This window comes from Desulfocicer niacini, from assembly GCF_054657595.1.
Genome location: NZ_BAAHYK010000022.1, coordinates 80,460 through 105,468 on the forward strand (window position 1 = coordinate 80,460; position 25,009 = coordinate 105,468).

The 25,009-nt window shown below is 50.3% G+C and carries 10 protein-coding genes; 6 read left to right on the forward strand and 4 right to left on the reverse strand.

Translation table 11 applies throughout. The annotated features are described in order from the left end of the window. Positions 1 to 76: 76 nt before the first annotated feature. Complete coding sequence (locus ACYQ2M_RS13460) at positions 77 to 2,038, reverse strand: phosphoenolpyruvate carboxykinase (GTP) (protein WP_459916870.1); 1,962 nt, start codon at positions 2,036 to 2,038, stop codon at positions 77 to 79. 468 nt (positions 2,039 to 2,506) lie between these two features. On the opposite strand from ACYQ2M_RS13460, the gene ACYQ2M_RS13465 reads away from it, so the two are divergent. Genes ACYQ2M_RS13465 through ispH form a run of 3 tightly spaced genes read left to right on the forward strand, consistent with a single transcriptional unit; the run spans position 2,507 to position 5,831 of the window. After that, entirely contained in the window at positions 2,507 to 3,265 is a 759-nt protein-coding gene (locus ACYQ2M_RS13465; protein WP_459916871.1) for a ParA family protein, read from the forward strand. After that, the gene (locus tag ACYQ2M_RS13470) at positions 3,262 to 4,128 is read left to right on the forward strand and encodes a ParB/RepB/Spo0J family partition protein (protein ID WP_459916872.1); all 867 of its coding nucleotides are present in this window, start codon (positions 3,262 to 3,264) and stop codon (positions 4,126 to 4,128) included. The genes ACYQ2M_RS13465 and ACYQ2M_RS13470 overlap by 4 nt, the downstream gene beginning before the upstream one ends. Then, the gene (ispH, locus tag ACYQ2M_RS13475; RefSeq protein WP_459916873.1) at positions 4,125 to 5,831 is read left to right on the forward strand and encodes a 4-hydroxy-3-methylbut-2-enyl diphosphate reductase; all 1,707 of its coding nucleotides are present in this window, start codon (positions 4,125 to 4,127) and stop codon (positions 5,829 to 5,831) included. The genes ACYQ2M_RS13470 and ispH overlap by 4 nt, the downstream gene beginning before the upstream one ends. Here ispH and ACYQ2M_RS13480 read toward each other — a convergent pair. Both ACYQ2M_RS13480 and ACYQ2M_RS13485 read right to left on the reverse strand, forming a co-directional pair. Further along, positions 5,757 to 6,767, reverse strand: coding sequence for a 1-acylglycerol-3-phosphate O-acyltransferase, YihG family (locus tag ACYQ2M_RS13480; RefSeq protein WP_459916874.1), 1,011 nt, complete (start codon positions 6,765 to 6,767; stop codon positions 5,757 to 5,759). The genes ispH and ACYQ2M_RS13480 overlap by 75 nt on opposite strands. 52 nt (positions 6,768 to 6,819) lie before the next feature. Beyond that, positions 6,820 to 8,304: a sigma-54-dependent transcriptional regulator gene (locus ACYQ2M_RS13485; protein ID WP_459916875.1), complete on the reverse strand. Its 1,485-nt coding sequence runs from the start codon at positions 8,302 to 8,304 to the stop codon at positions 6,820 to 6,822. A gap of 252 nt (positions 8,305 to 8,556) precedes the next feature. Between ACYQ2M_RS13485 and ACYQ2M_RS13490 the strand changes: the two genes are divergently transcribed. Then, positions 8,557 to 20,364 (forward strand): beta-ketoacyl synthase N-terminal-like domain-containing protein, encoded by an 11,808-nt coding sequence (locus ACYQ2M_RS13490; protein ID WP_459916876.1) that lies wholly within the window; start codon positions 8,557 to 8,559, stop codon positions 20,362 to 20,364. Positions 20,365 to 20,383: 19 nt separating this feature from the next. Here the strand turns inward: ACYQ2M_RS13490 and ACYQ2M_RS13495 are convergent, their stop codons facing one another. Continuing rightward, complete coding sequence (locus tag ACYQ2M_RS13495; protein ID WP_459916877.1) at positions 20,384 to 21,331, reverse strand: patatin-like phospholipase family protein; 948 nt, start codon at positions 21,329 to 21,331, stop codon at positions 20,384 to 20,386. Between the two features lie 484 nt (positions 21,332 to 21,815). Between ACYQ2M_RS13495 and ACYQ2M_RS13500 the strand changes: the two genes are divergently transcribed. Then, entirely contained in the window at positions 21,816 to 22,265 is a 450-nt protein-coding gene (locus ACYQ2M_RS13500; protein WP_459916878.1) for a ferritin-like domain-containing protein, read from the forward strand. Next, positions 22,259 to 24,913, forward strand: coding sequence for an SF1B family DNA helicase RecD2 (gene recD2 / locus ACYQ2M_RS13505; RefSeq protein ID WP_459916879.1), 2,655 nt, complete (start codon positions 22,259 to 22,261; stop codon positions 24,911 to 24,913). Before ACYQ2M_RS13500 ends, recD2 begins: the two co-directional genes overlap by 7 nt. The last annotated feature ends 96 nt before the right edge of the window (positions 24,914 to 25,009 follow it).

A 25,009-nucleotide genomic window follows, 5' to 3' on the forward strand; every position in this document is an offset into this window, starting at 1 on the left:
ACGGCGTTTCATATAAAAAAACCATACCCTGACCTTGGCCATGATTGTTTGTTCTGCAGTATTTGGCAGTGCCGTATCAGGAACAAAGCATATCCTGGGGAGACACTATGGCTCCTTTGTGCTGTCTTAATAGCATAAGTTCTGCCTTCTGACCATGGAGAACTTTAAACAGGGTATCTGGAATATTTTTTTCCCGGGAATATGCGTCAATCTGGAAATCCAACCGTTTTATAATATTATCAACGTACAGGGAAAACTGTTTAACATAGAGTTCATGGGGATATTCCTTGTCAATGACCTGCTTGAAAAGAAGCTTCAGATCATCATACAGGGGCAGATGTCCAATGGGGGTTTCAATTCTCTTAACCTCACGGTGGGCATAGCGTTCCAGCCAGGAAAGCCATACTTTTACATCCCGTTTTTCCCCCAAAAGTTTTTTGGAATCCCCCCCCCTTGCAACGTCAGTGAGAAAATAATTAAGACCCGCCATGACGGGTTTTTTTTCCAGAGCAATGGCGGGGTTACCAAAGAATTTAAACTGGGCATCCATATAATCCCCCAGTGCCCCGGGAATAAAGGCCGCATTGGCCCAGGGTGCCCGCCGAACCCCTGTGACCCCAAGTTCCGTTGCCGTGGCAGCAGACACAATGCAGGCCCCCAAGACCACACCATGTTCTTCATTTTTTGCAACCCACACCGGAGGCATGGTATCGCTGTCCCGGCCGCTGTAGGTGATCATGCGGGTTTCCACACCATCGGGATTTTCCGATTCCGGAGAATAATTATCCAATGCCGTGGCAGCAAGGGTGCATCTGGAATTGGGGTGAGAGATGGGCACCGGCTTGCCATTGGCATCAGTCTTTCCCTGATACCATTCCCCCTGAAAATTAAATCCTTTTTCCGGCGCAGGCTCTCCATTACCCACCCAATGAGGTTTTTTGTCTTCATCCACAAGCACATTGGTCCATATGACCTCCGTGCCGGGTTTACGCAAATTTTCCATGAGCTGGGGATCACCCTCCCAGTTCACATCCTCAAGGATGCCGAAAATACCGCACTCGGGATTTATGGAGCGAACAGACCCGTCCCCGGCAATCCACATCTGGGCCAGATCATCCCCCACAAAGCAATCCCCGGCCATGGCCGTGGTGGTTTTGCCACATCCGCTGGGGGCAGCCCCGGCACACCAGGATACCCGCCCACTTGGGCCTTTAATACCGGTGATAAACATATGCTCGGACAACTCTTTTCCCCGGTTTTCATACACGGCCTTGTCCACGGCAAAGCGGTGATTTCCTTTTTTCAACAGCAGGGTATTGCCAGCATAGGTACAGTTATAGCTGTAGGTGGTCCGGTAACGTCTGTCCATGAAGACCCGGGCATTGGGAAGATCTTCGGTTCGATTCTGCCCTTCACTATGTATGTTGGTAAAAAAATGCCCTCGCTTTTCCACCTCTTTATCGAATCCGTTAAAGGCATTGCGATAAAGGATTTCTGCACTGTGGGACACATAGGCGGAACTTGTCAGTTCAAGAGCAGGATTGGATGCAGGTGCCCCCACAGGTCCGCGCATGTAAAAGCCCACAATCATGGTTTTACCCGCCATGATGCCGACCATGTGCATGTTGATTTCCTCAAGGGCGTTTTGACGTTCCATGCGGTTGGCAAGACTGCTGATCTCTTCATCAACATCTGCTATGTAAAAAGTACGATCTACAATACGGCCCTGCTCCTGTGCCAGGTCGTAATGAATGGTATGATTTTCCATTGCCAGCGGTGCTTCTTCTTTATTTTCAAGAGCAAGTTCTTTTATAAACTGACGATCGTCTCCACTGCCGGTGTTTACAAACACCGACCGGGGCCGACACACTGCAATGGCATTGGCGATGCGTTTGAGCACTTCTACATTTTCTATGGTTTTTAGACGGGCATACTGGACATCATCCATGTACTGCCTGAAGATCACATCCATTTTATCGGGAGAATCCACTTTACCCAACGTTTCAGCTATATCCGGTCCCACGTTCTTGTCCACCATTTTTATTAACCTTCACCTCATTTTTAATCACTTTTTTTTATAAAAATTCATGAAAACCTCAAAGCTGAAAAGCCCTGCCCTGACAGCTTTACACAGTTTTATTGTATTATCTATTGCATCAAATCGTCTTTCTTTAACATGTTCTCAATAAAAAACAAATAATTTAAATTTTTTTTGCGCTGAAAGAAACTTTATGTTATCAGTCAGCTGATCCATTATATGAAAAAGCAGGTGCTGGATATTAGGTATTGTGTGTTAACAGCAACGGCTTTTTCATTGTTCTTTGTGGCAGGTGGTTATTGCCATGTATGTTTTATATGGAACTCCCGTCAAACCAGAAGGGATTTTCAATTTTCATTGTGGGCTGGCCCGATCCAGGATACGGTCTGCCCGTGGCAGCTATAACAAAAAATAATGAGTATCGATGTTTAACAGGCCAAGGCACCTTTATTCCCTTAATGGACTATTATGACAACAACAATAAGTATCTCCAATCAGAAAGGTGGTGTGGGTAAAACCACCACGGCGGTGAATCTGGCAGCAGCCCTTGCCATTTCAGGAAAAGACACCCTGCTTGTGGACTGCGACCCCCAGGCCAATGCCACCACAGCCACTGGTATTGACAAGCCAAGTCTAACGGCATCTCTATATCACGGCCTGATCGGTGAGATGCCTCCTTCATCCCTCATCTGTGACACGGAAATCAAAAAACTCAAAATATTGCCATGCAATGTGGACCTCATCGGTTTTGAAGTGGAATTCATGGATAAGCCAAGGCGGGAACGAATTCTGGGAGATCTGTTGTCAAAGGTGACAACGCAGTTCAAGTACATCATCATCGACTGCCCTCCCTCCCTGAGTCTTTTGACCCTCAATGCACTCACCGCCGCAGATGCGGTGATTGTACCTCTACAAAGTGAATTTTTTGCCCTGGAAGGGCTTGGCCAGTTGCTTGAAACCATCAAACGGGTTAAAATGTCCCTCAATCCCAGCCTGCGCATTGAAGGAATCCTATTAACCATGTATGATAAAAGAACCAACCTGGCCCGCCAGGTGGTGGAGGATGCAGAAAAATATTTTAAGGAAATGATCTTTAAAACCAAAATTCCCCGCAATGTCAAACTGGCAGAAGCCCCCAGTTATGGCATGCCGGTGATCTCCTATGATGCCAGCTCCCCCGGTGCCAAAAGTTACCTGGCCCTTGCAAAGGAACTCTTGAACAGATGACAGGAAAGAAAGTAAGAAAAACCGGACTTGGCAGAGGGATCTCTGCCCTCATTCCCGATATTCAGCCCATGGATAAAAAATCGGGCAGTTATTTCATGTGCGACATAGATGATATTATCCCCAACCGGTTTCAACCAAGAACTCTGTTTTCCGAAGAAGATCTGGAGAATCTCAAGGAGTCCATTATTGAACAGGGCGTTTTGCAGCCAGTGCTTGTCAGAAAGCAAAACGACAAGTACGAACTCATTGCCGGAGAACGTCGTTTCCGGGCAGCACGACGGGCCAATCTGACCCACATCCCAGCCATTATCCGTAATCTTTCCGATGAACAGGTGCTGGAAGTTTCCATCATAGAAAATATCCAGCGGGCAAATTTAAATCCCCTGGAAGAGGCCGAAGCCTACCACCGTCTCATCATGGAATTTAAATACACCCAGGAAAAGGTGGCGCAAAAAATCGGAAAAAGTCGTTCCGCCATCACCAATTTTTTAAGATTACTCAAACTACCGGAACCCATCAGCAAAAGCCTTGCAGAAAACCAAATTTCCATGGGTCATGCAAGGGCGCTTCTTGGAGCAGGCGCACAAGCCCTCCAAATCAAAGCCTGGGAGGCCGTTATTTCAAGGGATCTTTCCGTGCGGTCCACAGAGCAGCTGGTAAAAAAAATAAAGGAAAAACCCGGTGTTCTGGAACCGCCCTCCCCCGAAAAAACCCAGCTGGAAACCCTGTGCACCGCCCTTACCAAAAAAATTCAATCCAGCGTAAAAATAAAGAAAAAGGGAAACAAGGGCAAACTGGAAATCAGTTTTAAAAACGAGGATGAATTCCAGCGAATCATCCAGCTTCTGGACAAACTTTCATGAAAATCACCGTTGCAAAAACCGCTGGCTTCTGCATGGGGGTCCGCCGGGCCGTTGATATGGTTCTGGATGCCGCCAATCGCACCGGGGGTCCCATCTGCACCTTTGGTCCTCTGATTCACAACCCCCAGGTCCAGGAAATGCTCCAGGAAAAGGGGATCCCCAGTATCAAGGATATTCCCGAAAAGGGAGAAGGGACCATTCTCATCCGTGCCCACGGGGTCCCCCCCCGGGATAAAACTGCCCTTGAGGCCGCAGGCTTTAAGGTCATTGACGCCACCTGCCCCCGGGTTATCCGGGTCCAGACCATCATCGGCCGTCACCATGATAAGGGTTACAACGCCATCATCATTGGCGATGCAGATCATCCCGAGGTGCGAGGCCTTCTGGGCTATGCTGGGGAAAAAGGCTTCACCGCCGCCAGTCTGAAAGAGGTCAAAACCCTGCCCGCCTTTGACAAGGCAGTGGTGGTGGCACAGACCACCCAGGACACTTCTTTATTCCAGGAGATCAAACACTGGATCGCTGAAAATCACCCCCATTACAAGATCCATGACACCATCTGCCACTCAACGGAAAAACGCCAGGCGGAAACCAGAGAAATTGCTGAAAAAAGCGATGCCGTCATTGTGGTGGGGGGAAAACACAGCGGCAATACCCAAAGGCTTGCCCAGATTGCCCAGGCCACGGGCAAACCCTCCATGCACATTGAAGATATTTCAGAGATTGATTACCAATTGATTGACCCTGCAGACACCATTGCCATCACCGCCGGGGCATCCACCCCCAACTGGATCATCAATAAAACCTGCCGGGCCATTGAAGAGCATATACGGGCCGGGCAGAAAAAAAACCGGGTGTTTTTCCAGGTCCGAAACCTTCTGTTGAAAACCAATGTACTGCTGGCCGCAGGTGCCGGGTGTCTCACCCTTGCCTGCGCCTACCTCCAGGAGCTGGACCATGTACTGATCCATGCCGTTGTTGCAGGACTCTACGTATTGTCCATGCAGATTTTAAACAATCTTTTAACCATCTCTTCGGACAGGTACAACCATCCCGAGCGGGCTCAATTCTACGAAACCCATAAATCCCAAATGACCACGGTGGCCCTGGTCAGTGGCGGTGCCGGGTTAATACTTTCCTTTTCCCACAGCACCATGGCCTTTATGATACTTATGACCATGAGCTTTCTGGGGCTGACCTATAATCTTGACATCTTTTCGTTTCTACCAGGCGTAAGCAGATTTAAGGCTTTAAAGGATATTCCCGGGTCAAAAACCCTTCTTATTGCCGCTGCCTGGGGGACTGTGACATCCATTCTGCCAGCCATGGAAAGCTTTACCTTTTCTGCCGTGGCCGTTTCCTTTGTCTTTGCTACGGGGCTGGTCTTTGCCAGAACTGCCTTTTTCAATGTACTGGAAATGCAGGGGGACAGAATCACCGGCAAAGAAACCCTACCCCTGATACTGGGTGAAGAAAAGAGTCTGGCCCTTATCAAGACGGTTCTGACAAGCGTAACCGTCATGCTTCTCATTGCCACCACCCTTGGGATCACAGGTTCCATCGGATTCCTACTGGCCATTATTCCCACCCTTCTTTTAAATCTCATTGTCCGGTGCGAAAACGGCTATCTACTGCCGGGAAGCAACCTTGAGTTCATCGTGGATGCCCACTTTCTCCTGGCAGGCATGGCTGTCTTCTGGTGATACAGCAGCCTGCTGTGAAGGGATTTCATGTGATACTTTATGATCTACATGTCCCAGAAGGCGATGTATCGTATCATCTTTCTGTCGCCAGAGTGCATTTAACCATTGACAGAAACGATCTCTGAACAAAGCATCATTAAAAAAATCCCCCACCATGTCCTGGGACACCGGCATGGACTTCACATCCACGATGATGCGGTTCACCCGCCCGGAAATAAACCCCCAAAAGCTGTCTGCACCCTGGGGATAGACAATGGTTACGTCAACAACGCGGTGAATGTTTTCTCCCATGGCACCCAAGACAAAGGCCACCCCCCCGGCCCGGGGTTTTAAAAGGTACCGGTGGGGGGATTTTTGTGCCCCATGTTTTGCCCAGGTAAACCGGGTGCCCTCCACAAAATTCATAATGGATATGGGAAGGGCTTTAAATTTTTCGCAGGCCCTGCGGGTGCTTTCCAGGTCCTTTCCCTTTAAATGGGGATGTTTTTCCAGAAACGCCCGGGAATACCGACGCATGAAGGGAAAATCCAGTGCCCACCAGGCAAGACCCAGAAACGGCACCCAGATCAGTTCTTTTTTTAGAAAAAACTTCAAAAAGGGTATCCTGCCATGGAATACGGTCTGGAGCACCAGAATATCCATCCAGGACTGATGATTGGAAAGCACCAGATACCATCCTTCCATCTCCAGGGTATCCACACCCCGGATATCCCAGACAACGCGGGTGAAAAGGCGAGAATTAAAAAGATTGATACTGATCCATGCCGTTGAAATGCCAATTAGCAACCGGTCACACACCACCCGGCAGGATGGCTGTGGCACAACAAATTTCACCATGGCCACAATGAAAATAAATGTACACATCACCATGGTATTGATCAGGTAAAATAGAAATGACAATGTGCCCTTTACCGGGCCGGGAAGAAAATTGAGCATGATATATTGTTCCTGTAAACTGAAATCCGGTTTCTGGGCAATTTTCTAGTATTCATGAAAAATTGCCCTGTTCATCAATATATTTTTTAACGGTTCTGCGGTCCATTCCAGCCCGCCGAGCCACTTTTTCATAGGCCCCGTGCTTCTGGTAAAGTAATTGCAGATACCCCGAAGTTAATTCTGACACGGTGAGATCTCCGTTATTTATACCCTTGATCAGTCGGTGTTTTATCCCATCACTGCCTTTTTTCTGCAACCTTTCGTAAGTGCGCCGGAGCATGACCTGTTTCACACACTGCTCAAGTTCCCTGACATTCCCGGGCCAGTTATAATCGTTTCCCAGCTCCCTTTCAATCATGCCAAGGACTTTTTTTACCAGTTCTTCACACGCAGTTCCCATGATCCGCTCCACGGTGAAGGCCAAAAGTGCGTCAAGCTCTCCCGGGTCCTGGACAATGCGTTTACGCAAGGGGGGCACCTCAATGACATCGGAACTGAGCCGGTAATAAAAATCATCCCTCAGCACCCCTCCCCCGGCAATATCGGCCATACTGCGGTTGGTAGCAGCAATCACCCTTCCCTGAAAACGGGACTTCGCATGCCCTCCCACGGGGGCAAATACCCGATCCTGGAGCACCTGCAACAATTTAATCTGAACATGGTTGGGAACTTCACCGATTTCATCCAGCAAAATGGCACCGTGGGGGCTGCAACGCTCAAACACACCGGGGTAATCCTCCACAGCACCTGTGAAGGCCCCTTTTCTATGCCCAAACAATTCTGATTCAAGCAGGGTTTCAGGAAACTGGGAAAGGTTCAGGGATATGAAAGTACCGGTGAAACTGTCGGCAAAACACCCCCTTTTGCTGTCAAAGGGAATAAATCCGCTACGGCCCACGGCCATGGCAGCAGTTCCCTTGCCCGTGCCGGTTTCTCCGAGTATCAGGGTGGAAAAATCCTCCATGCGGTTCCACAGGTATTTATCATACCATTCGATGTTGCTGGTAAAAACATTATTCCACAATTTACGTTTCAACTCCTTCATGCAGGCACTGCTGCCCACAAGGGAGTTGGAGATGAAAAAAAATGCCCGGCGCAGCTGAAAGGAAAAGGCAAAGTAATGGTCATAGCACCTTTCCGGAAACCCCCGCTTATGAAGCATGGCCATGGCCTCACGGGCAAAGGACACCCTTACAGGGGTATCCCCGGCGCTGATCTGCTCCATGATCAAATGATCAAACTGATCCCGAAATTTATGAAAAATATCAAAAAGGAACACCACACGGATGAGGTTCTGGTCCTGCCCCCTAAAGGCATCAAGGGTGGCCCGCCCTTCTTTTTCTAGCTGTTTTATCCGGATATCAATTTCTTCAATACAGCGATCAGCACTTTCTCTGCGGGAAACAGAAGGAAAAAGTCCGGCAATCGTCCGATCCAATTTTTCCCTCAGATCCCCAAAAGGATTGGCAAAGGCGGCATGGTACACGGTCTTGAAAAAACGCCGTTCTTCACTGTTTAATTTTCTGGGTTTAACCACCCGATCTCCTGTGCATTAAATGTATGTGGCAAATCATCATATGTACGTTTTTTTGATTTAGCATATAAAATTTAAAAATTCAACACAACTAAGCCTATGCATATCAATACAGGAAATACCATAAGATAACAGCAGCATAGAAAATTAATATTCAAAAAACGCTTTAAATTCATATTTGCTGTGACAATGGCGGCATATTTGCATATATGAGTTCTTTTTTAATATAAATCTACATGGGAGAAACCAGATAAAATGTTAACCCGAATTTTGAATTCAAAACTGCCCTTGATGGTATATAACCCCACAAAAGTCTTTTCCTTAAGTTTTTTCACTGAAATATTCCAGGCCGGTGGTCTACCCGTTTTTGATGCCGAATTCATGCCGGAAGATGAAATCATTCACGGAGCAAAACAGCTGGAAAAAGCAGGTGTTCTGTTCGGGTTAAGGGTGGTGACCCCCGGTGACACCCTTATTGAAACGCTGAAAGAACTGCACCTTGATCAGCTGGACGTGCTGATCATTCCGGTGAACGGAGACAATGGGCCCGTATCTTTTTCCGGATTCGGTGATACAAAACTCATCCTTGAAGTCAAAGACATCAACATAAATGACACCATTGAAGCCGCTGATCCCCACGCATTGATCCTCAAGGGCAATGAAGCAGGTGGCCGGGTGTCGGGATATTCTGCATTTATCCTCATGCAATGGTATCTGCAAAACAGCCAGAAACCCGTTTTTATCCACGGCGGTGTGGGAAGAAACACGGCATCCGGCATGTTTGCCGCCGGTGTCAGCGGTGTGGTTCTGGACAGTCAGGTATGGCTAGCCGATGAATCCCCGGTGGCGGAAAATTTCAAATCCCTTCTGGAAAATCTCGTGGAAAGTGATTCCATAGAAGTGACCACCGATCATAGCTTCATCATCCGGATATTTGCAAAACTGGGTACAAAAATTGCCCGGGAACTCAAAGAAAAGGCCATCCTCTGGTCCGACCGGGACAATGCCAAAGAACTGGTATACCAGGAGATTAAAGCCAACAGCACCGCCCTTGATGACACAGATGCCAGCGCCGTGCAATCCCTGTTTTTTCTGGGACAAGACGCTCTTTTTGCCAAGAGCTTCAAAAAGATAGCCACCTCCATCAAGGAGATGATTCCCGGCTTTTTTAAAGAAATCGGAGAACAACTGCAATGGGTGGACAGCTTTGACCCAGTGGTACCAGATTCTCCCCTTGCCAAAGAGCATGGCACCACATATCCCCTGATCCAGGGTCCTATGGCCAATATCAGTGACAATGCCGATTTTGCAGCCCAGGTGCTCAAAGCCGGCGCCCTGCCCTTTCTGGCCGTGGGAAGCCTGCCGGATTTTCTGGCAGAACCCATGCTTGAAAAAGGGGCCAAACAGGTGAAAAACTTCGGTGCGGGTCTTGTGGGTATTGAAGCCTTTAACCCGGCCATTACCAAACACATGGACATGGTGAAAAAATACAAGGTCCCCTTTGCCTTGTTTGCCGGCGGAATTCCCTCCCAGATCATAGAGCTTGAAAAAGCGGGCACAAAAACCTATCTGCACACCCCGTCGGTGTCCATGCTGAAAAACGCCATGGAAAACGGCTGTACCCGGTTTATCTTTGAGGGCAAGGAGGCCGGAGGCCATGTGGGTTCCCTTTCAAGCCTTGTACTTTGGGATGCGGCCATCACAAGACTTCTGGAAAATGAAAAAAATGATCTTTCCGGCATCAGCCTGGTCTTTGCCGGGGGAATTTCCACCTGTTTTGCCGCCTGGTTTATCTCCGGGATTTCGGCCCGTCTGGCGGCCCGGGGAGTAAAGATCGGACTACAGGTGGGCAGCGCCTATCTTTTCACCCAGGAGATCATTGAAACCGGTGCAATGAAAAAAAGGTACCAGGAAATTCTTTGTAAAACCGATAAAACCGTGGTCATCGGCACCAGTGTGGGCCTTGCATCCCGCACAGCCCCAACGGAATTTGCAAGGATGACGGTGAACCTTGAGAAGGACATGATCAAACAGGGAAAAACCCTAGAAGAGCGCAAACGGGCCTTTGAAAAAAACAATATCGGCTCCCTGCTCATCGGTGCCAAAGGCTACCTGCCTGATTTCAAGCGCCCCGGAGAAGAATTCTACACCCGGTTTGATGACAATGCCCAGGAGGAAAAGGGAAACTTCCTGGTGGGGGACAGCCTTGCCTATTTCCATAAAACCCTGACCATCCCCGATGTCCACAATCTGTATTTTAGAGATAAAGATACCCTCTACAGAAACCTTGGAAAACTGGAAATTTTTTCCTCCCAGAAAAACCGCCTCAACGATGAAATTGCCATTGTGGGCATGGGCTGCATTCTGCCAGGAGCTTCAGATCCCGAACAACTGTGGGACAACATCATGGGCAAGCGCTATGCCATCAAGGAAATGCCCGATGACAGAATCCGAAAAGATCTCTACTATGACCCGGACAAAAGTGCCGAAGACAGATCCTACACCATGCTGGCAGGTCTTGTGGAAAACTACCGCTTTGACCAGGAACGATTCGGGTATAATGATGACAAGGCCGCCAAACTTTCCCGAAGCCAGAAAATGCTGCTGGAAGCCGCCTACCAGGCCGTGGAAAATGCAGGCTACCTCAACGAGAATCTTTCCTTTGCCTGTAAAGATCCCCAGCGCACGGCCGTCATTATCGCCACCTGCCTTGGCAATGAGCTTGGCAATGAACTCCAGCTGAAATATCATTTCCCACAAGTGGTGTCCATGTTAAGGAAACTGCCGGAATTTGCGCTTCTCACCGAATCGGAAAAGGCAAATCTTGTGGAACATTTACGCGTGGGCATGGAGGGTAACAATCCGGGATATGACCCGGTGCACGGAATTTTGTTAAACATTGAAGCCTCCCGGGTGGCCCGTCACCTGGGCATACGGGGGCCCAACTACATTGTGGATGCCGCCTGCGCCTCTTCTTTTACGGCCCTGGATGCCGCCGTGGGTGAACTGCTTTCAGGGGAAAGGGACCAGGTCATCGTGGGGGGGGTCAACACCCATCTGGCCCCGGAATCCTTCATCGGATTCTGCAAAATGGGTGCCTTGTCTGCGGATGGCTCTTTTCCCTTTGATAAACGGGCCAATGGCTTCATCCTGGGTGAGGGGGCAGCGGTTTTTGTGCTGAAACGCATGAAGGACGCCCTTCGGGACAATGACGCCATCCAGGCTGTTATCAAAGGCATCGGCAGCAGTTCCGACGGCCGGGGAAAAGCCATTGCCGCCCCCAACATCAACGGGCAAATCCTGTCACTGAAACGCTGCTTTGAAAACATGGCACCCCGGGTCACCCCTGAGGATGTTTCCTTTGTGGAAGCCCACGGTACCTCCACCATCATGGGAGACCAGGCAGAGCTTGAAACCCTGAAACAGGTTTACAGCACATCAAAAACCGGTATCAGTTCTGTGAAATCCCAGATAGGCCATCTGTTGGGTGGGGCCGGGGCCGCAGGACTTGTCAAGGCGGTGCAGGCCGTTAAAAAAGGAGTGCTGCCCCCCAATGCCAATTTCGAGACCCTGTCCCCCAACCATGATCTCAAAAATTCGGCCATGTACATCATAGAAGAGGCAACCCCCTGGGTGGAGCCGGACAACAAAACCCGCAAAGCCGGGGTCAGCTCCTATGGATTCGGCGGCATCAACTACCACATTGTCATTGAAGAATACCGAAGTGATTATACAGCGCTGCCACGGGATATTTTCACTGATCCTGCATATGATTTCAACGATGACCGCATTGTCATTGCTGGCCTTGGAGTACGCCTGCCCGGGGCTCCGGATACAGCTCAGTTCTGGGAAACCTTAAAATCAGGAGAAAAACAGCTTTCCACCATCCCCGAATCCGCTTTTGACAACGCTGCCTACGCCGAACTGGATAAAAAATCCAACTACCGCCTGCCCATGATTCAGGCAGGGGTAATCAAGGATTTCAAGTTCAACAACATCAAATACCGCATGCCCCCTACAACGGTGAGATCCCTGGAAAGGGGCCAGTTGTTAGGACTGGATGCGGCCGACGAAGCCATCACCTCCTGCGGGCTGGATAAATTTCTGTCTCCGGGAAATAAAACCGGGGTTATCCTCGGTACCATTGCAGGGGAACGTCAGAACAAAAATGTGCTGCGGGTGCGAAAAGGCCTTCTGGCCGAAATCATTGCAGGTTATGAAAAGGCAGGAACCCAAAAAAGCCGGGACATCTCTGTGGCGCTGGTGAAAGCCATCAGGGCCAGCCTCCCTGAGAACAATGAGGATACCACGCCCGGTCTTCTGTCCAACATTATTTCCGGCCGCATAGCCAACCATTTCGGGCTTAACGGCGCCAATTATGTGGTTGATGCCTCTTGCGCCTCCGCCGTTGTGGCCATCAACAATGCTGCCCGGAGTCTGGCCTTTAAAGATCTGGACTTTGTCCTGGCAGGTGGGGTGGATGCCAACCTGTACCCCGTGGTGCTTATGGCCTTTAAACGCTTGGGTTTATTGTCTGAAAACACGGCCCGGTTCTTTGATGACCGGGCCGATGGCTACTCCATGGGGGAAGGGGCCGCCATACATGTCCTGACCACCCTTAAAAAAGCAAAAGAAGCGGGTATGGAAGTCCTGGGGGAGATCAACCACTGCACCATTAAATCCAGTGTCCCCGACCATATGCTGGCCCCGTCGGAACAGACCTTTGTGTCCACCATCAATGCCTGTTACACGGAAAGCGGTATACTGAAAAAAGATGTCAAGCATCTTGATCTGTTCGCCTTTTCCAATATTTTAGGAGATATGGTGGAAAAACAGGTGGCGGAAAAGTGCTTCACCCATGACCTGTCCTGCGGCAATGTCAAAACCCAGTTCGGCTATTTCAAGGCGGCCAACCCGGCGGTGGTCATGGCCAAGCTTGCGCTCATGAACAAAAACAGAACATTGCTGCCTTTTCGGTATCTCGATGAAGCCCATACCACCCTTAAAAACGGCACAAAACTCAAACCTGTGAAGGACATCACCCCGGTTTCCCCGCGGGAACCCATGCGATTTGCCTTTAATGTCAACGGCATCGGAGGCAATCACTGTCATGTGATTTTAAGCCCGCTACCGGCCACCCTCCGGGCCTCCAGGGCACTGGAGATCCCGGTCCGGGATTCGGTATCCAAAGAGAAGACAAACCTTTCCCCGGCAACGGCCCACGTGGCCGCAGCTTCCAAGGAGAAAAGTCAACGCATCATTCCACCAGCCACAGCCATTCGCATGAAACCGACCACCACAGCCCCCTTCCCCACGGATGGCAAACACCAAAAAATGGTGGCTCTGCTGTCCGGTCAAGGTGCCCAGAGCCCGGGCATGATGAAGGAACTCTATGACAGTGATCCAGACATCAAAAACACCATGGACCGGGGGGAAGAAATCTTTGTGGAGCAGCGGGGGTACTCGTTGCTTGAGATGATGTTCGGGGAAGACGACCGACTCAACCTGACGGAAAACACCCAGCCGGCAGTATTTCTGTCTTCGGCGGCCCTGTTTGACCGACTCCATGCCGGCGGGTTTGAGCCCGACTGCTTCATCGGCCACAGTGTGGGGGAATACACAGCGCTGTTCTGCAGCGGCATGCTCAATTTTGACGATGCCATGCGCCTGTTGCTCAAACGGGCTGATCTAATGAAAGAGGCGGCGCAAAAACACCCCGGCAGCATCATGGTGGTGTTCCGCAATGAAAAGGAAACCGCCACATTTATCCGGCAAAGTGGAATCCAGGACATCTACATCACCAACAAGAATTCAGAAAATCAAACGGCGGTGTCCGGCAAAACCCCTGCCATTGATGCATTTTGTCAATATCTCACTGCTCAAAACATCATCTTTAAAAAGCTCAATCTTTCGGCGGCCTTTCACACCCCGCTTCTCCAGGAAGCCGCTGAAAAACTCAGGGATTACCTGGCAAATATCACCTTTAACGACACCGCCTTTGGCCGGGTGATCTCCAATGTCACAGCCCGGCCCTACCCGGAAAACCGGCGGGAAGTCAAGGATCTTCTGGCCCGTCAAATCACCTCGCCTGTGGAGTTCATCCAATCCATTGAATATGTCTATGAATCCGGCCGGACCCACTACATTGAGGTCGGCCCAGGTCGGTTACTTGCCAACCTTTTAAAAAACATCAATATTGTACATTTCCAGACCATGGTCACCGTGGATCGCCGCCAGGGAGACATAAAATCCTTTGAGGCCTGCAAGGCTTACCTGGCCGCCTACAGCAGCATCTTCACCCGGCAGCGGGATGAACGGCAGATGATAGTTCCCGGCGGTGCAGAAAAGGTCATGGACATTCGAGCGGAAGGTACAAGAGCACCCATGCCCGTGTCCCTGGACGATGATTTTGCGGCATTCAAGGCACAAAACAGTGAACTGGCGGAAAAACTGCTCCAGGAGGAATTCCGACGTCAGAAAAGAGAAGCCGCCGTGGACGCCCTGGAACGGTTTGATTTTAACACCGACCGCATTATTATCTCCGGTGTTTCCGTGGGACTGCCGGGGAAAGCAAGAAGGGTATTTGCCACGGATAACTTTGACCGCATTCTGGAAGGTACCAATTTCATTGAACCCTTAACCATCGAAGACCAAAAACGCATCACGGACAAAAACATCACAAGGCTTTTTAAACAGCCCGACGGCAATGCAAGATTTGTACAAATCACCAGAACCGAAGATGTCATCCAGCTGGCCGGTCAACTGGGATATTTCAGCCTCACAGACGAGTATGGCATTAAAACCCAGTATGACATTGCCATGGCCCTGGCCGTAGCTGCTGGCATTGAAGCCTTAAAGGATGCCGGAATTCCCCTTGTCATGCAGTACAAGGAGGCATCTGCCGGAGGCGGAAAAATGATCCCGGACGGATTTGCCCTGCCGGTGGAAATGCAGGAAGAGACGGGTGTGATCATCACCTCGTTGTGGCCCAGCAATGAAACCCTGCTAAATGAAATGGAACGCTATCTCTATGATCGCTTTTATTTAAAGCCCTACGAAGAATTTGAAAACATCTACTTTTATCTCATGGAAAACGTAAAAGAGATGGGCGTAAAAGAAAAGATCACCGACTGGTTCTTTAAAATCAAGGGCAGCAGACAGGAAAATTTCGGTGCCTACAAATTTGACAGAAACTTTCTCATGAACGCCTGTCCCCTGGGTGCAGCCCATCTTGCCCAGATCATCCGGGCCAAGGGCCCCAACACCCTTTTAAGTTCTGCATGTGCCTCCACCACCCAGGCTATTGGTGTGGCCGAGGACTGGATTCGGGTTGGAAGATGTAAACGTGTTATTGTCATCGGCGGTGAAAATGCCACATCCCCGGCCCAGAACCAATGGGTGGGCAGTGGCTTTCTGGCACTGGGGGCAGCCACGGTGAAAAAACGGGTGTCCGAAGCAGCCAAACCCTTTGATTCCGAAAGAAACGGAACCATCCTGGGGGCCGGTGCCGTGGGGCTTATCATTGAAAATGCGGCCCGGGTAAGGGCCAGAGGCATGAACGGCCAGGCAGAAATACTTGGTACCCACATGGCCAACAGCGCCTACCATACCTTTAATATTGATGTCCCCCACATGTCCCGTGAAATGACAAGGTTCATCAACCGCATGGAACAGCAGCATCAGATGACAAAAAGCGAGTATGCAAAAAAACTGCTGTTCATGTCCCATGAAACCTATACCCCGGCCCGGGGCGGCAGTGCCGATGCGGAAGTAACGGCTTTAAAAACCGCATTTAAAGATTACCTGAATCACATCTGCATTTCCAACACCAAGGGATTCACCGGCCATACACTGGGAGCCGCCATTGAAGATGTTGTCATGGTTAAAGCCCTTCAGAAGAGAAAGGCCCCGCCCATTGCCAACCTCACCAGTATCCCGGATCATTTCAAGGCATTGAACTTCAGCAGCAAAAAAGCCATACAGTCCGAGTATGGACTGCATCTGGCTGCAGGATTTGGATCGCACTTTGCCTTTCTGTTAATTAAGCGCATTGAGGAAAACACCTTTGATAACAATCCAGCATACACCCGCTGGCTCCAGGCCATTTCCGGAGCCGTGAATCCGGAACTCAAGGTCATAGACAACACCCTTTGTGTGGTGCCGGGTCCTGGCGGTGCCCTGCCCGGGACAGAAGCACCTGCACCCGGCAAACAGGCCAAACTTCCTGGATCGGTGTCCATGCCAGAAGCCATGTCCTCCCAGAGGGCTGTATCAAACAGGCAAAGCCCATTCCCGGCCGGAGATCAAACAACCGCTGCCCGGGCAGTTTCCACTCGGATACCCCCCAGCAATGTGGCCGGAACATCGGCAGATGCGCCTGCCATATCACCGGCATCTGAAGCCTCCCCATCAATGGCTCCTGCGGTTCCTGCAGGAAATTCTGCTGGCGCAGCTCTGAGCAAAATAAAGGAAATCATTGCAGAGCAGACCGGGTATACCAAAGATATGCTGGAAGATACCCTGGATCTGGAAGCCGACCTGGGAATTGACACGGTTAAACAGGTGGAAATCTTTGCCAAGGCGGCAGGACATTTTGGATTCCCAGTACCCGAGGATCTCAAATTACGGGATTTAAACACCATTGCAAAACTGGCAGATTACATCAATACCAAGGCCACTCCCCTGGAACCGGATACACCGCCTGACGGTGGCACGGACGGTACCGGAAATGGAGGGGCAAAAAAAGGAAGTGATGCAGGAATAAAGGGTTCTGTGCCTGCTGGTACGCCTGCACCTGGAGCCTCTGCATCTGCTGCGACAGGTGCCCTTGAAAAGGTAAAGGAAATTATTGCCGAACAGACCGGGTACACCACGGACATGCTGGAAGATACCCTGGATCTGGAAGCCGACCTGGGAATTGACACGGTTAAACAGGTGGAAATCTTTGCCAAGGCGGCAGGGCATTTTGGGTTCCCAGTACCCGAAGATCTCAAATTACGGGATTTAAACACCATTGCAAAGCTGGCCGATTACATCAATGCCAAGGCCACGCCCCTGGGACCGGATACGCCGCCTGACGGTGGCACGGACGATGCCGGAAATGGAGGGGCAAAAAGTGGAAATGATGCAGAAATAACGAGTTCTGTGCCTGCAGATGTACCCAGAACATTTGTATCGACTACGACAGGAGCTCTTGAAAAGGTAAAGGAAATCATTGCAGAGCAGACCGGATACACCACGGACATGCTGGAGGATACCCTGGATCTGGAAGCCGACCTGGGAATTGATACGGTTAAACAGGTGGAAATCTTTGCCAAGGCGGCAGGGCATTTTGGGTTCCCAGTGCCAGAAGATCTCAAATTACGGGATTTAAACACCATTGCAAAGCTGGCCGATTACATCAATGCCAAGGCCACGCCTCCGGAGCCGGACACCCCGCCAGCCGGAGATAAAGGTCCTGACAAAGGCACACCAGATGGCTCCGTTGGCCCGTCCAGCGGCACCGGTACCCCCACAGAAACGCAGGGGACCGCTTCTGCCCGGGACACCCGGAGGCATGATTCAAAAGCATCTGCACCATCGGATATTAAACGTCTGGTGCCCATCATCAAAGCAGTACCCGGTCCCATACCAGGGACCATGGAGCTGTCAGGAAAAACAATTGTCATGACCCTGGACAATGTGGGTTTTGCAGAAAAAACAGCCAGGTTGCTGGGTAAGGATACCCGGATCATCGGCATGGGACCGGATCAAAACGCTGGAGACTTTTGCCATCAGGTGTTCCCGGTGGATCTGACATCTGAGGCATCCATCAAAGAAGCTGTTGATGGGATTATTAAAGCCCATAACGATATTGCAGGCTTCATTCATATGGCACCTCTTAATCTATGTTTCCCGGAAAAAGGCAGCAATCACATTTCAGGAACAGCCCATGTCCATGCCTTTTATCATCTCATGAAGGCATTTTTTACATCGCTGAATAAAAAAAATCGATTCCTTACGGCACTCTCCCTGGAATCGGTAATCTTTCCCCATGGGGATGCACTTACAGGAACCGTTGAACCCTGCTTTGCCGGTATTTCCGGCATGATGAAAAGCCTTGCCAAGGAGATGCCCCACACCCGGGTGAAGATGGTGGATTTCTCATACCCGGAACCCCTGGCATCCCTGGATCTCATTGCCGGACAGTTCATCAACGAACTCTTTTCGGATGATACCCGGGTGGAAACCGGCTACCGAGGACCGGGAAAATATATCCTGAAGCTTGAAGAACAGCGCCCCCAGCACGCAGGCACTGGACTTATCAAAAACGGGGACACCCTGCTTGTCACCGGCGGTGCCCGGGGCATCACCTTTGAAATTCTGCAACGGGTGGTGGAAACTTATAAAACCAACCTGGTCATTCTGGCCAGAAGCCCCATTGACACAGTGAATGAAAGCTTCCTTGACCCCGCCACCACGCCGGCTAGCATCATGGCGATGTTAAAGGAAACCATGAAAGGTGCCAAACCGGTTGCCCTTAAAAATGAAACCGATCGCATCATGGCAATCCGGGCTTCCCGCCAGAACCTTGATACCCTGAGATCCCAAGGGGTGACCGTGAGATATCTGTCAGCGGATGTAGCCAATACTTCGGCTGTGAAAAATGCCCTGTCCGGCATAAATCACGTTGATGGTGTCATCCATGCCGCAGGTCTTGAAGAGAGCATGCCCTTTGATAAAAAAGCATATGCATCCTTTGCCCGGGTATTTAACACCAAGGTCATGGGATGCCGCAATGTCATGACAGCCCTGGAAGGCAAACCGGTGCGCTATCACATCGGGTTTTCTTCGGTGACGGCAAAATTCGGCAACGAAGGCCAGGCCGACTACACCGCCGCCAATGACATGCTGGCCAAAATGCTTTTTAAAGCCCAGGCCGACAACAAGGATCTCACATGCAAGGTCATGGACTGGACCGCCTGGAGCGGGGCCGGCATGGCCACCCGGGACACCGTTAAAAAGGTACTCACCGAACGGGGCTTGAAGTTTTTGCCCCTGCACGAAGGCATTGATTTTTTCATGGATGAAATGACCGATACCGTCACCACAGAGGTGGTCATCACCGGACTGGATGAGGCCTTTGACCGGGATTCGCTACTGTCAGTGGCACCTTTTCTGGACAGGCAGACACAAAAAACAGATAAAGAAACGGTGTTTTCCCGTCATCTTTCCATAGAAAAGGACTGCTTTCTTCTGGATCATGCCATGGACGGCACCCCCATTTTTCTGGGGGCCACCGGCGTTGAAACCATGGCCGAAGCGGCCATGGCAAGCCGGGAGAAAACCGGATATCTCAACCGGGTGACGGATTTTTCCATTCCCTACGGCATTAAGCTGCTCAAAAACCGGCCTAAGTCCATTTTTGTTTCAACGAAAGCCGAAGCAGATGATCCCGACGTATGGCACTGCACCATTACCTCCCAGTTTATTAACCCCGCAGGTGTTGCCATGGGAGATCCAAAGCTGCACTATAAGGCCCGGCTCATTGTAAAGGACGCCCCCCTGCCCGGTGAAAAACGGTCTATCCCGAAGTTTACCCCCGTTGCAGATTCAAAGGAGTTGGCCAACCAGATTTATCACCCCCAGCGCCTTTTCATGGATAACCTGTTCCGCTCCATCCATGACATTGTCAGTTTTGACGGAACCACTCTGATAAGCCTGTTGTCCCATAAAAGTGATGCCCCCTTCTTCACCCATGGGGCCACACCGGAATTTTTAACGGATGTGGTGCTTCTGGACGGCATGTTCCAGACCGGCGGGGCCTTTGAGTTTTTCACCGACTCCTATGTGGTGCTGCCATACAAGATCGGCAGTCTTGAGTTCATGGCCCGGGGAAATAAGAACACAAATTATCTGTGTTTCACCACCCGAACGGCATCTGACGATGAGACAGACACCTATAATATGGATCTTGTGGATGAAACAGGTAATTTCCTGATGAAGCTAAGAGACTTTCAGATGGTGAAACTGAACCGGCTTACCCCTGACAACAGCATCAGCAGGGGGATCATCGATAAATAAAAAATGACCGGATTGCTGGTTATACAGATTCCTGGATTTCCATCAACCTCCGGATATCATTAATCTTGCCACGGGTGGCAAGGTACCCCTCTTCAATGGAGTGTTCCACCTGATCATAATCAAGCATTTTCAGGTCTCCCAGACGAGGGGTAATAAGGATATCCGGAGGATTAACGGCAAAGTTGACCCGGGTAATCCGATCCTGCATAAGCTGTATGGCGGCATTAATCACCTGCCGGGTACCGGGGGGAGTCTGTTTTTTTTCTTTCTGCAGTTCCAGTCTTTCCCGGATCATTTTTTCAGCGGCTTCATAACGGGCTGCCAGATTTTTTAGAAACTCGTTGCGCACCGGGGGTGGTTGAATCTGTGTGTCTGCTTCGATTTTCTGCTGGCGACGACGGGACACCAGCTGAGAGTCAAGATTCACGGCAATGACAATGTCTGCCCCCATGGCCCTTGCAACCCCAACCGGTACCGGGTCCACCACTCCGCCATCTATCAGCCATCTGCCCTTATGAAACACAGGGGCAAAAAGTCCCGGATAAGACATGGATGCCCGGAGTGCCTTGAACAGATCGCCACTGTCTAAAACCACCTGGTCCCCGGAGTGCATGTCGGCGGCAACCACTTTCAAGGGGGTGGCAAGTTCTTCAAATTCTTTTTTATCACTGTGCATGCCGAAAAGCGCCCTGAGTTTTTTATCCCCATCAAGGAGCCCCGATCGGATCAGGCTGAAATCTGAAAAAGAAAACATGCTTTCACCGTCCATGTCGATGACAAATTTTTTCAGCCGTTCCAGACCGCCACTGGCATAAATGGCACCCACAAAAGCACCCACACTACAACCGGTCACAAGATGAATGGGAATCTTTGCATCCTGCAGCGCCTCAATAACCCCAATGTGCGCCCAGCCCCTGGATGCGCCGCTCCCCAGTGCCAATCCTACTTTATAGGTACAGGTAGTCATATTTTCAATCCTTTTTGATTTACACCATAACTCAAACTTAAAGCTGTTGAGCCAACAATTATGACAGCAGGCAGATATTCTGGTCAAGGCCGAAAACAAAGACCATCACAATACCTGCCATGGGAAAAATAAGGGAAATTAAAGTTGTTTCAAAAGCACGAATCAGATATAGTAAAACTTGAAAAAAACAGTAATTACTCATGACACTTGGCACTGCAAATCAAGCATCAAAAGGGCATTATCTTAATTTTCGGGCTTGGTCACAACATGGGCCACATAAGGGTAGTCTCAGGCTTACGTTATTGACGCTTTTATTGAAATCTGCCTTGAAACACAGATAGTTGTCAAAACCATAGAACCTGAAAAAAACTCAGGCTCTAATACCACATAGCCTGACCCCGTCGGCCCGCAATGATGACGAGTGACCCAAGTTATGACCATGCCCTAATTTTCTTTGAGGAGATATAAACAGGAGACATCCCCCATGAACACCTATGAAGGAATCATCAATTACGCCATTGGAAAAGAGATAGAAGCGGAAAATTTTTATAAAGAAGTGGCGGCCAAAACCACCAAAGACTTTTTGAAAGAGATGTTCACCGCCTTTGCCGATGAAGAAAAAAAACACCAGAAAATATTAAATAATGTGTTGAAAAATAAAATCATCGGCTCCCATTTCAAGGCTAGCAGTGATTACGGCATATCCAAAACCGTGGAAAAACCCGATGTATCCGATGGCATGACCTTGGCCGATGCCTTTGCCATTGCCATGAAAAATGAAGAAGAGGCCATGAACATGTACCTGAAGCTGGCAGCAGACTGCGACTCCGCCGATGCCCGTAAAATTTTCCAGGACCTTGCCGCCATGGAAAAAGGTCACAAATTTAAAATGGAAACCGCCTACACAGAGACTGCCTACGCCGAGGTATGGTAAACAGCATTCCCCACATCGGCGTTATCCAGGAACGCTTAGAGGGTATTGTTGACCGGGTGACCTTCCACAACCCGGACAACGGCTGGTCCATTTTAAAAGTAACCCCCTTTAATGCCATGGGTCAGGAAACGGTGGTGGTGCATCAGACCCGGGTATTTGCCGGTGCCACCATGGTGTTTGAGGGGAGCTGGACCGTTCATCCAAAATTTGGACGTCAGTTCCAGGCCGTGGTGGCCACAGAAAAAAAACCGGCTACCCTGGCGGCCCTGGAGAAATATCTTGGTTCCGGTCTTATCAAAGGGGTCGGTCCCAAAACCGCACGCAAAATCGTAAAACACTTCAAGCAGGACACCCTCAACATCTTTGAAACCCAGATGGAATCTCTCACCCAGATCCCGGGAATTGCCCAAAAAAAACTGGAGATGATCCGGCATGCCTGGACCCGGCACAAATCCATCCGGGAGGTGATGATGTTTTTACAGACCCACGGCATCAGCACCCTTTTTGCCGTGCGGATTTACAAAACCTATGGGGACAAAGCCATTGCCATTGTCACTGAAGATCCCTATCGGCTGGCCAATGATTTTTACGGCATCGGTTTTTTTTCTGCGGACAAGGTGGCCTTAAGCATCGGCCTTGACAAAGACAGCCCCCGGCGAATCATGGCAGGCATCCGCCATGTGGTGGCAGCCGGTAGAAATGACGGCCACTGCTATCTCACCCTCACCCAGATAAACGAAAGTGTAAAGGAACTTCTGGAACTTGATATTGAAGATCAGCTGGCCACCTTACTGGATCATATGGTGGAAGAAAGGCAGCTCATGGTGCGGGAACTGCCCACGGAACACACCACCGCCATGCGTTGTTATTATGCCCGCTCCCTCTATTTTGATGAACGGTATGTGGCCCGGCGGGTGGCCGGCATGGGTCCTCCGCCACCGGCGGATCTTCAACGGATACAGCGCTGGATTGATCTGTTCTGCAAAACCCGGGAAATAAAGTTAAGCCATGAACAGGCAAAGGCCGTGGGCCGGGTGGTGTGCGAAAAATTTTCCATCCTCACCGGGGGTCCGGGGTGCGGCAAAACCACCACCACCCAGGTGATTGTAAAACTTGCCGAAGCCATGGGCCTTAAAGTGCTTCTGGCTGCTCCCACGGGCCGGGCGGCCCAGCGCATGGGCGAAGTCATCGGCCGGGAAGCCAAAACCATCCACCGGCTCCTGGAATGGAAGGGCGGTGAGTTTAAAAAGAACGAGTCCCAGCCCCTGGACACGGATTTTCTCATTGTGGATGAATGCTCCATGCTGGACATCAGTCTGACAGCCTCCCTTTTAAAGGCCGTACCCATGGACAGCCGGGTGCTGTTCATCGGGGATGCCGACCAGCTGCCCTCGGTGGGGGCCGGCAATGTGTTAAAAGACATTATTTCAGCAGATACGGTGCCCTGCTTTCGTCTCACACAAATTTTCCGCCAGGCCCGGGAATCAAAAATCATCCAGTATGCCCACCAGATCAACCGGGGGGAGATGCCCTGGGTGATATCCCCCTTTAAAAAGCCCTCCGTGTGGCAGGATGGGTCCGACTGCATGTTCATGGACTCCGATGAGGCCACCGGGGAACAGCTTCGCTTCATTGACCGGGTCAAACGCCTGTGCACTGACCACCTGGAGGTTTCCGGTGACAGCCTTTCCCCCGGCACTGCTGACCCTGAAGCACTGAATCTGAACGTAAATAAAAATCAAAAAAAAGATAAAATTCTCACACCTGAAAATATCCATGAAAACAAAGAAAGGCTTCCGGATCATCCATGCGACGGCCTTCCAACCCATGGCAATGATGACCATGAAGATGCCCCATTGTATGAATTTCGCATCAACGAAACCGTCAGGCCCTATGAAACAGAGCTTACTATCCCTGCGAAATTTCAACATGTAGACCTCAATGCCCTTGCCCGGGCAGACTCCCGAGTGGCGGAACTCACGACGGTCTTAAAAAAGGTACATCCCTGGTCCTCCCTTCACTATGGATATGCAGCCCTGGATGTGGTGACCCAGCTTTACCTGACATGGATTCCCAAATACTTTGGCCGGGAGCGGGAGATACAGATTCTTTCCCCCATGACCCGGGGTTCCCTGGGCACCTCCAACCTCAACCGGGTGATCCAGAATGCGGCCAATCCTTTCAGGGAAGGCAAACCCCAGCTGAAGGTGGGAGAACGTATTTTCAGGTGCGGGGACCGGGTGATCCACCGCAGAAACAACTATGATCTGGGGGTGTTCAACGGCGACATCGGCACCATCATTGCCATTGATAATTCAGAGCCCAGCCTCACCGTTGCCTTTTATCCGGATCAGCGCCAAGTGTTTTACCAGAGAGACGACATCATGGAACTGGATCTGGCCTGGGCCATCACCATCCATAAATCCCAGGGCAGCGAGTTTGAAGTGGTGATCATTCCGGTGCTGACCCAGCATTATAAAATGCTGTACAGAAATTTATTATACACGGGGCTTACCCGGGCAAAGAAGCTGGCCGTTTTTGTGGGCACCCGTAAGGCCATGTCCATGGCGGTACGCAACCAAGATGTCAGCCAGCGGCAGACGGCATTGGACTTTCTGTTGCAGAAAGGCCCTGAGTTGTTTGAATGAGTCTGGATGAACTGCTGAAAAAAAGGGGAATCCCCCTTATAAAGCCCATGTCGGCCCGCTGACACAACAAAGCATGGAAATGGGATTATACCGCCG

What these genes read in the sequence shown, in the direction of transcription:
- ACYQ2M_RS13460 (WP_459916870.1), bottom strand. Translation starts at nt 2,038, where the DNA reads ATGGTGGACAAGAACGTGGGACCGGATATAGCTGAAACGTTGGGTAAA.
- ACYQ2M_RS13465 (WP_459916871.1), top strand. Translation starts at nt 2,507, where the DNA reads ATGACAACAACAATAAGTATCTCCAATCAGAAAGGTGGTGTGGGTAAA.
- ACYQ2M_RS13470 (WP_459916872.1), top strand. Translation starts at nt 3,262, where the DNA reads ATGACAGGAAAGAAAGTAAGAAAAACCGGACTTGGCAGAGGGATCTCT.
- ispH (WP_459916873.1), top strand. Translation starts at nt 4,125, where the DNA reads ATGAAAATCACCGTTGCAAAAACCGCTGGCTTCTGCATGGGGGTCCGC.
- ACYQ2M_RS13480 (WP_459916874.1), bottom strand. Translation starts at nt 6,767, where the DNA reads ATGCTCAATTTTCTTCCCGGCCCGGTAAAGGGCACATTGTCATTTCTA.
- ACYQ2M_RS13490 (WP_459916876.1), top strand. Translation starts at nt 8,557, where the DNA reads ATGTTAACCCGAATTTTGAATTCAAAACTGCCCTTGATGGTATATAAC.
- ACYQ2M_RS13495 (WP_459916877.1), bottom strand. Translation starts at nt 21,331, where the DNA reads ATGACTACCTGTACCTATAAAGTAGGATTGGCACTGGGGAGCGGCGCA.
- ACYQ2M_RS13500 (WP_459916878.1), top strand. Translation starts at nt 21,816, where the DNA reads ATGAACACCTATGAAGGAATCATCAATTACGCCATTGGAAAAGAGATA.
- recD2 (WP_459916879.1), top strand. Translation starts at nt 22,259, where the DNA reads ATGGTAAACAGCATTCCCCACATCGGCGTTATCCAGGAACGCTTAGAG.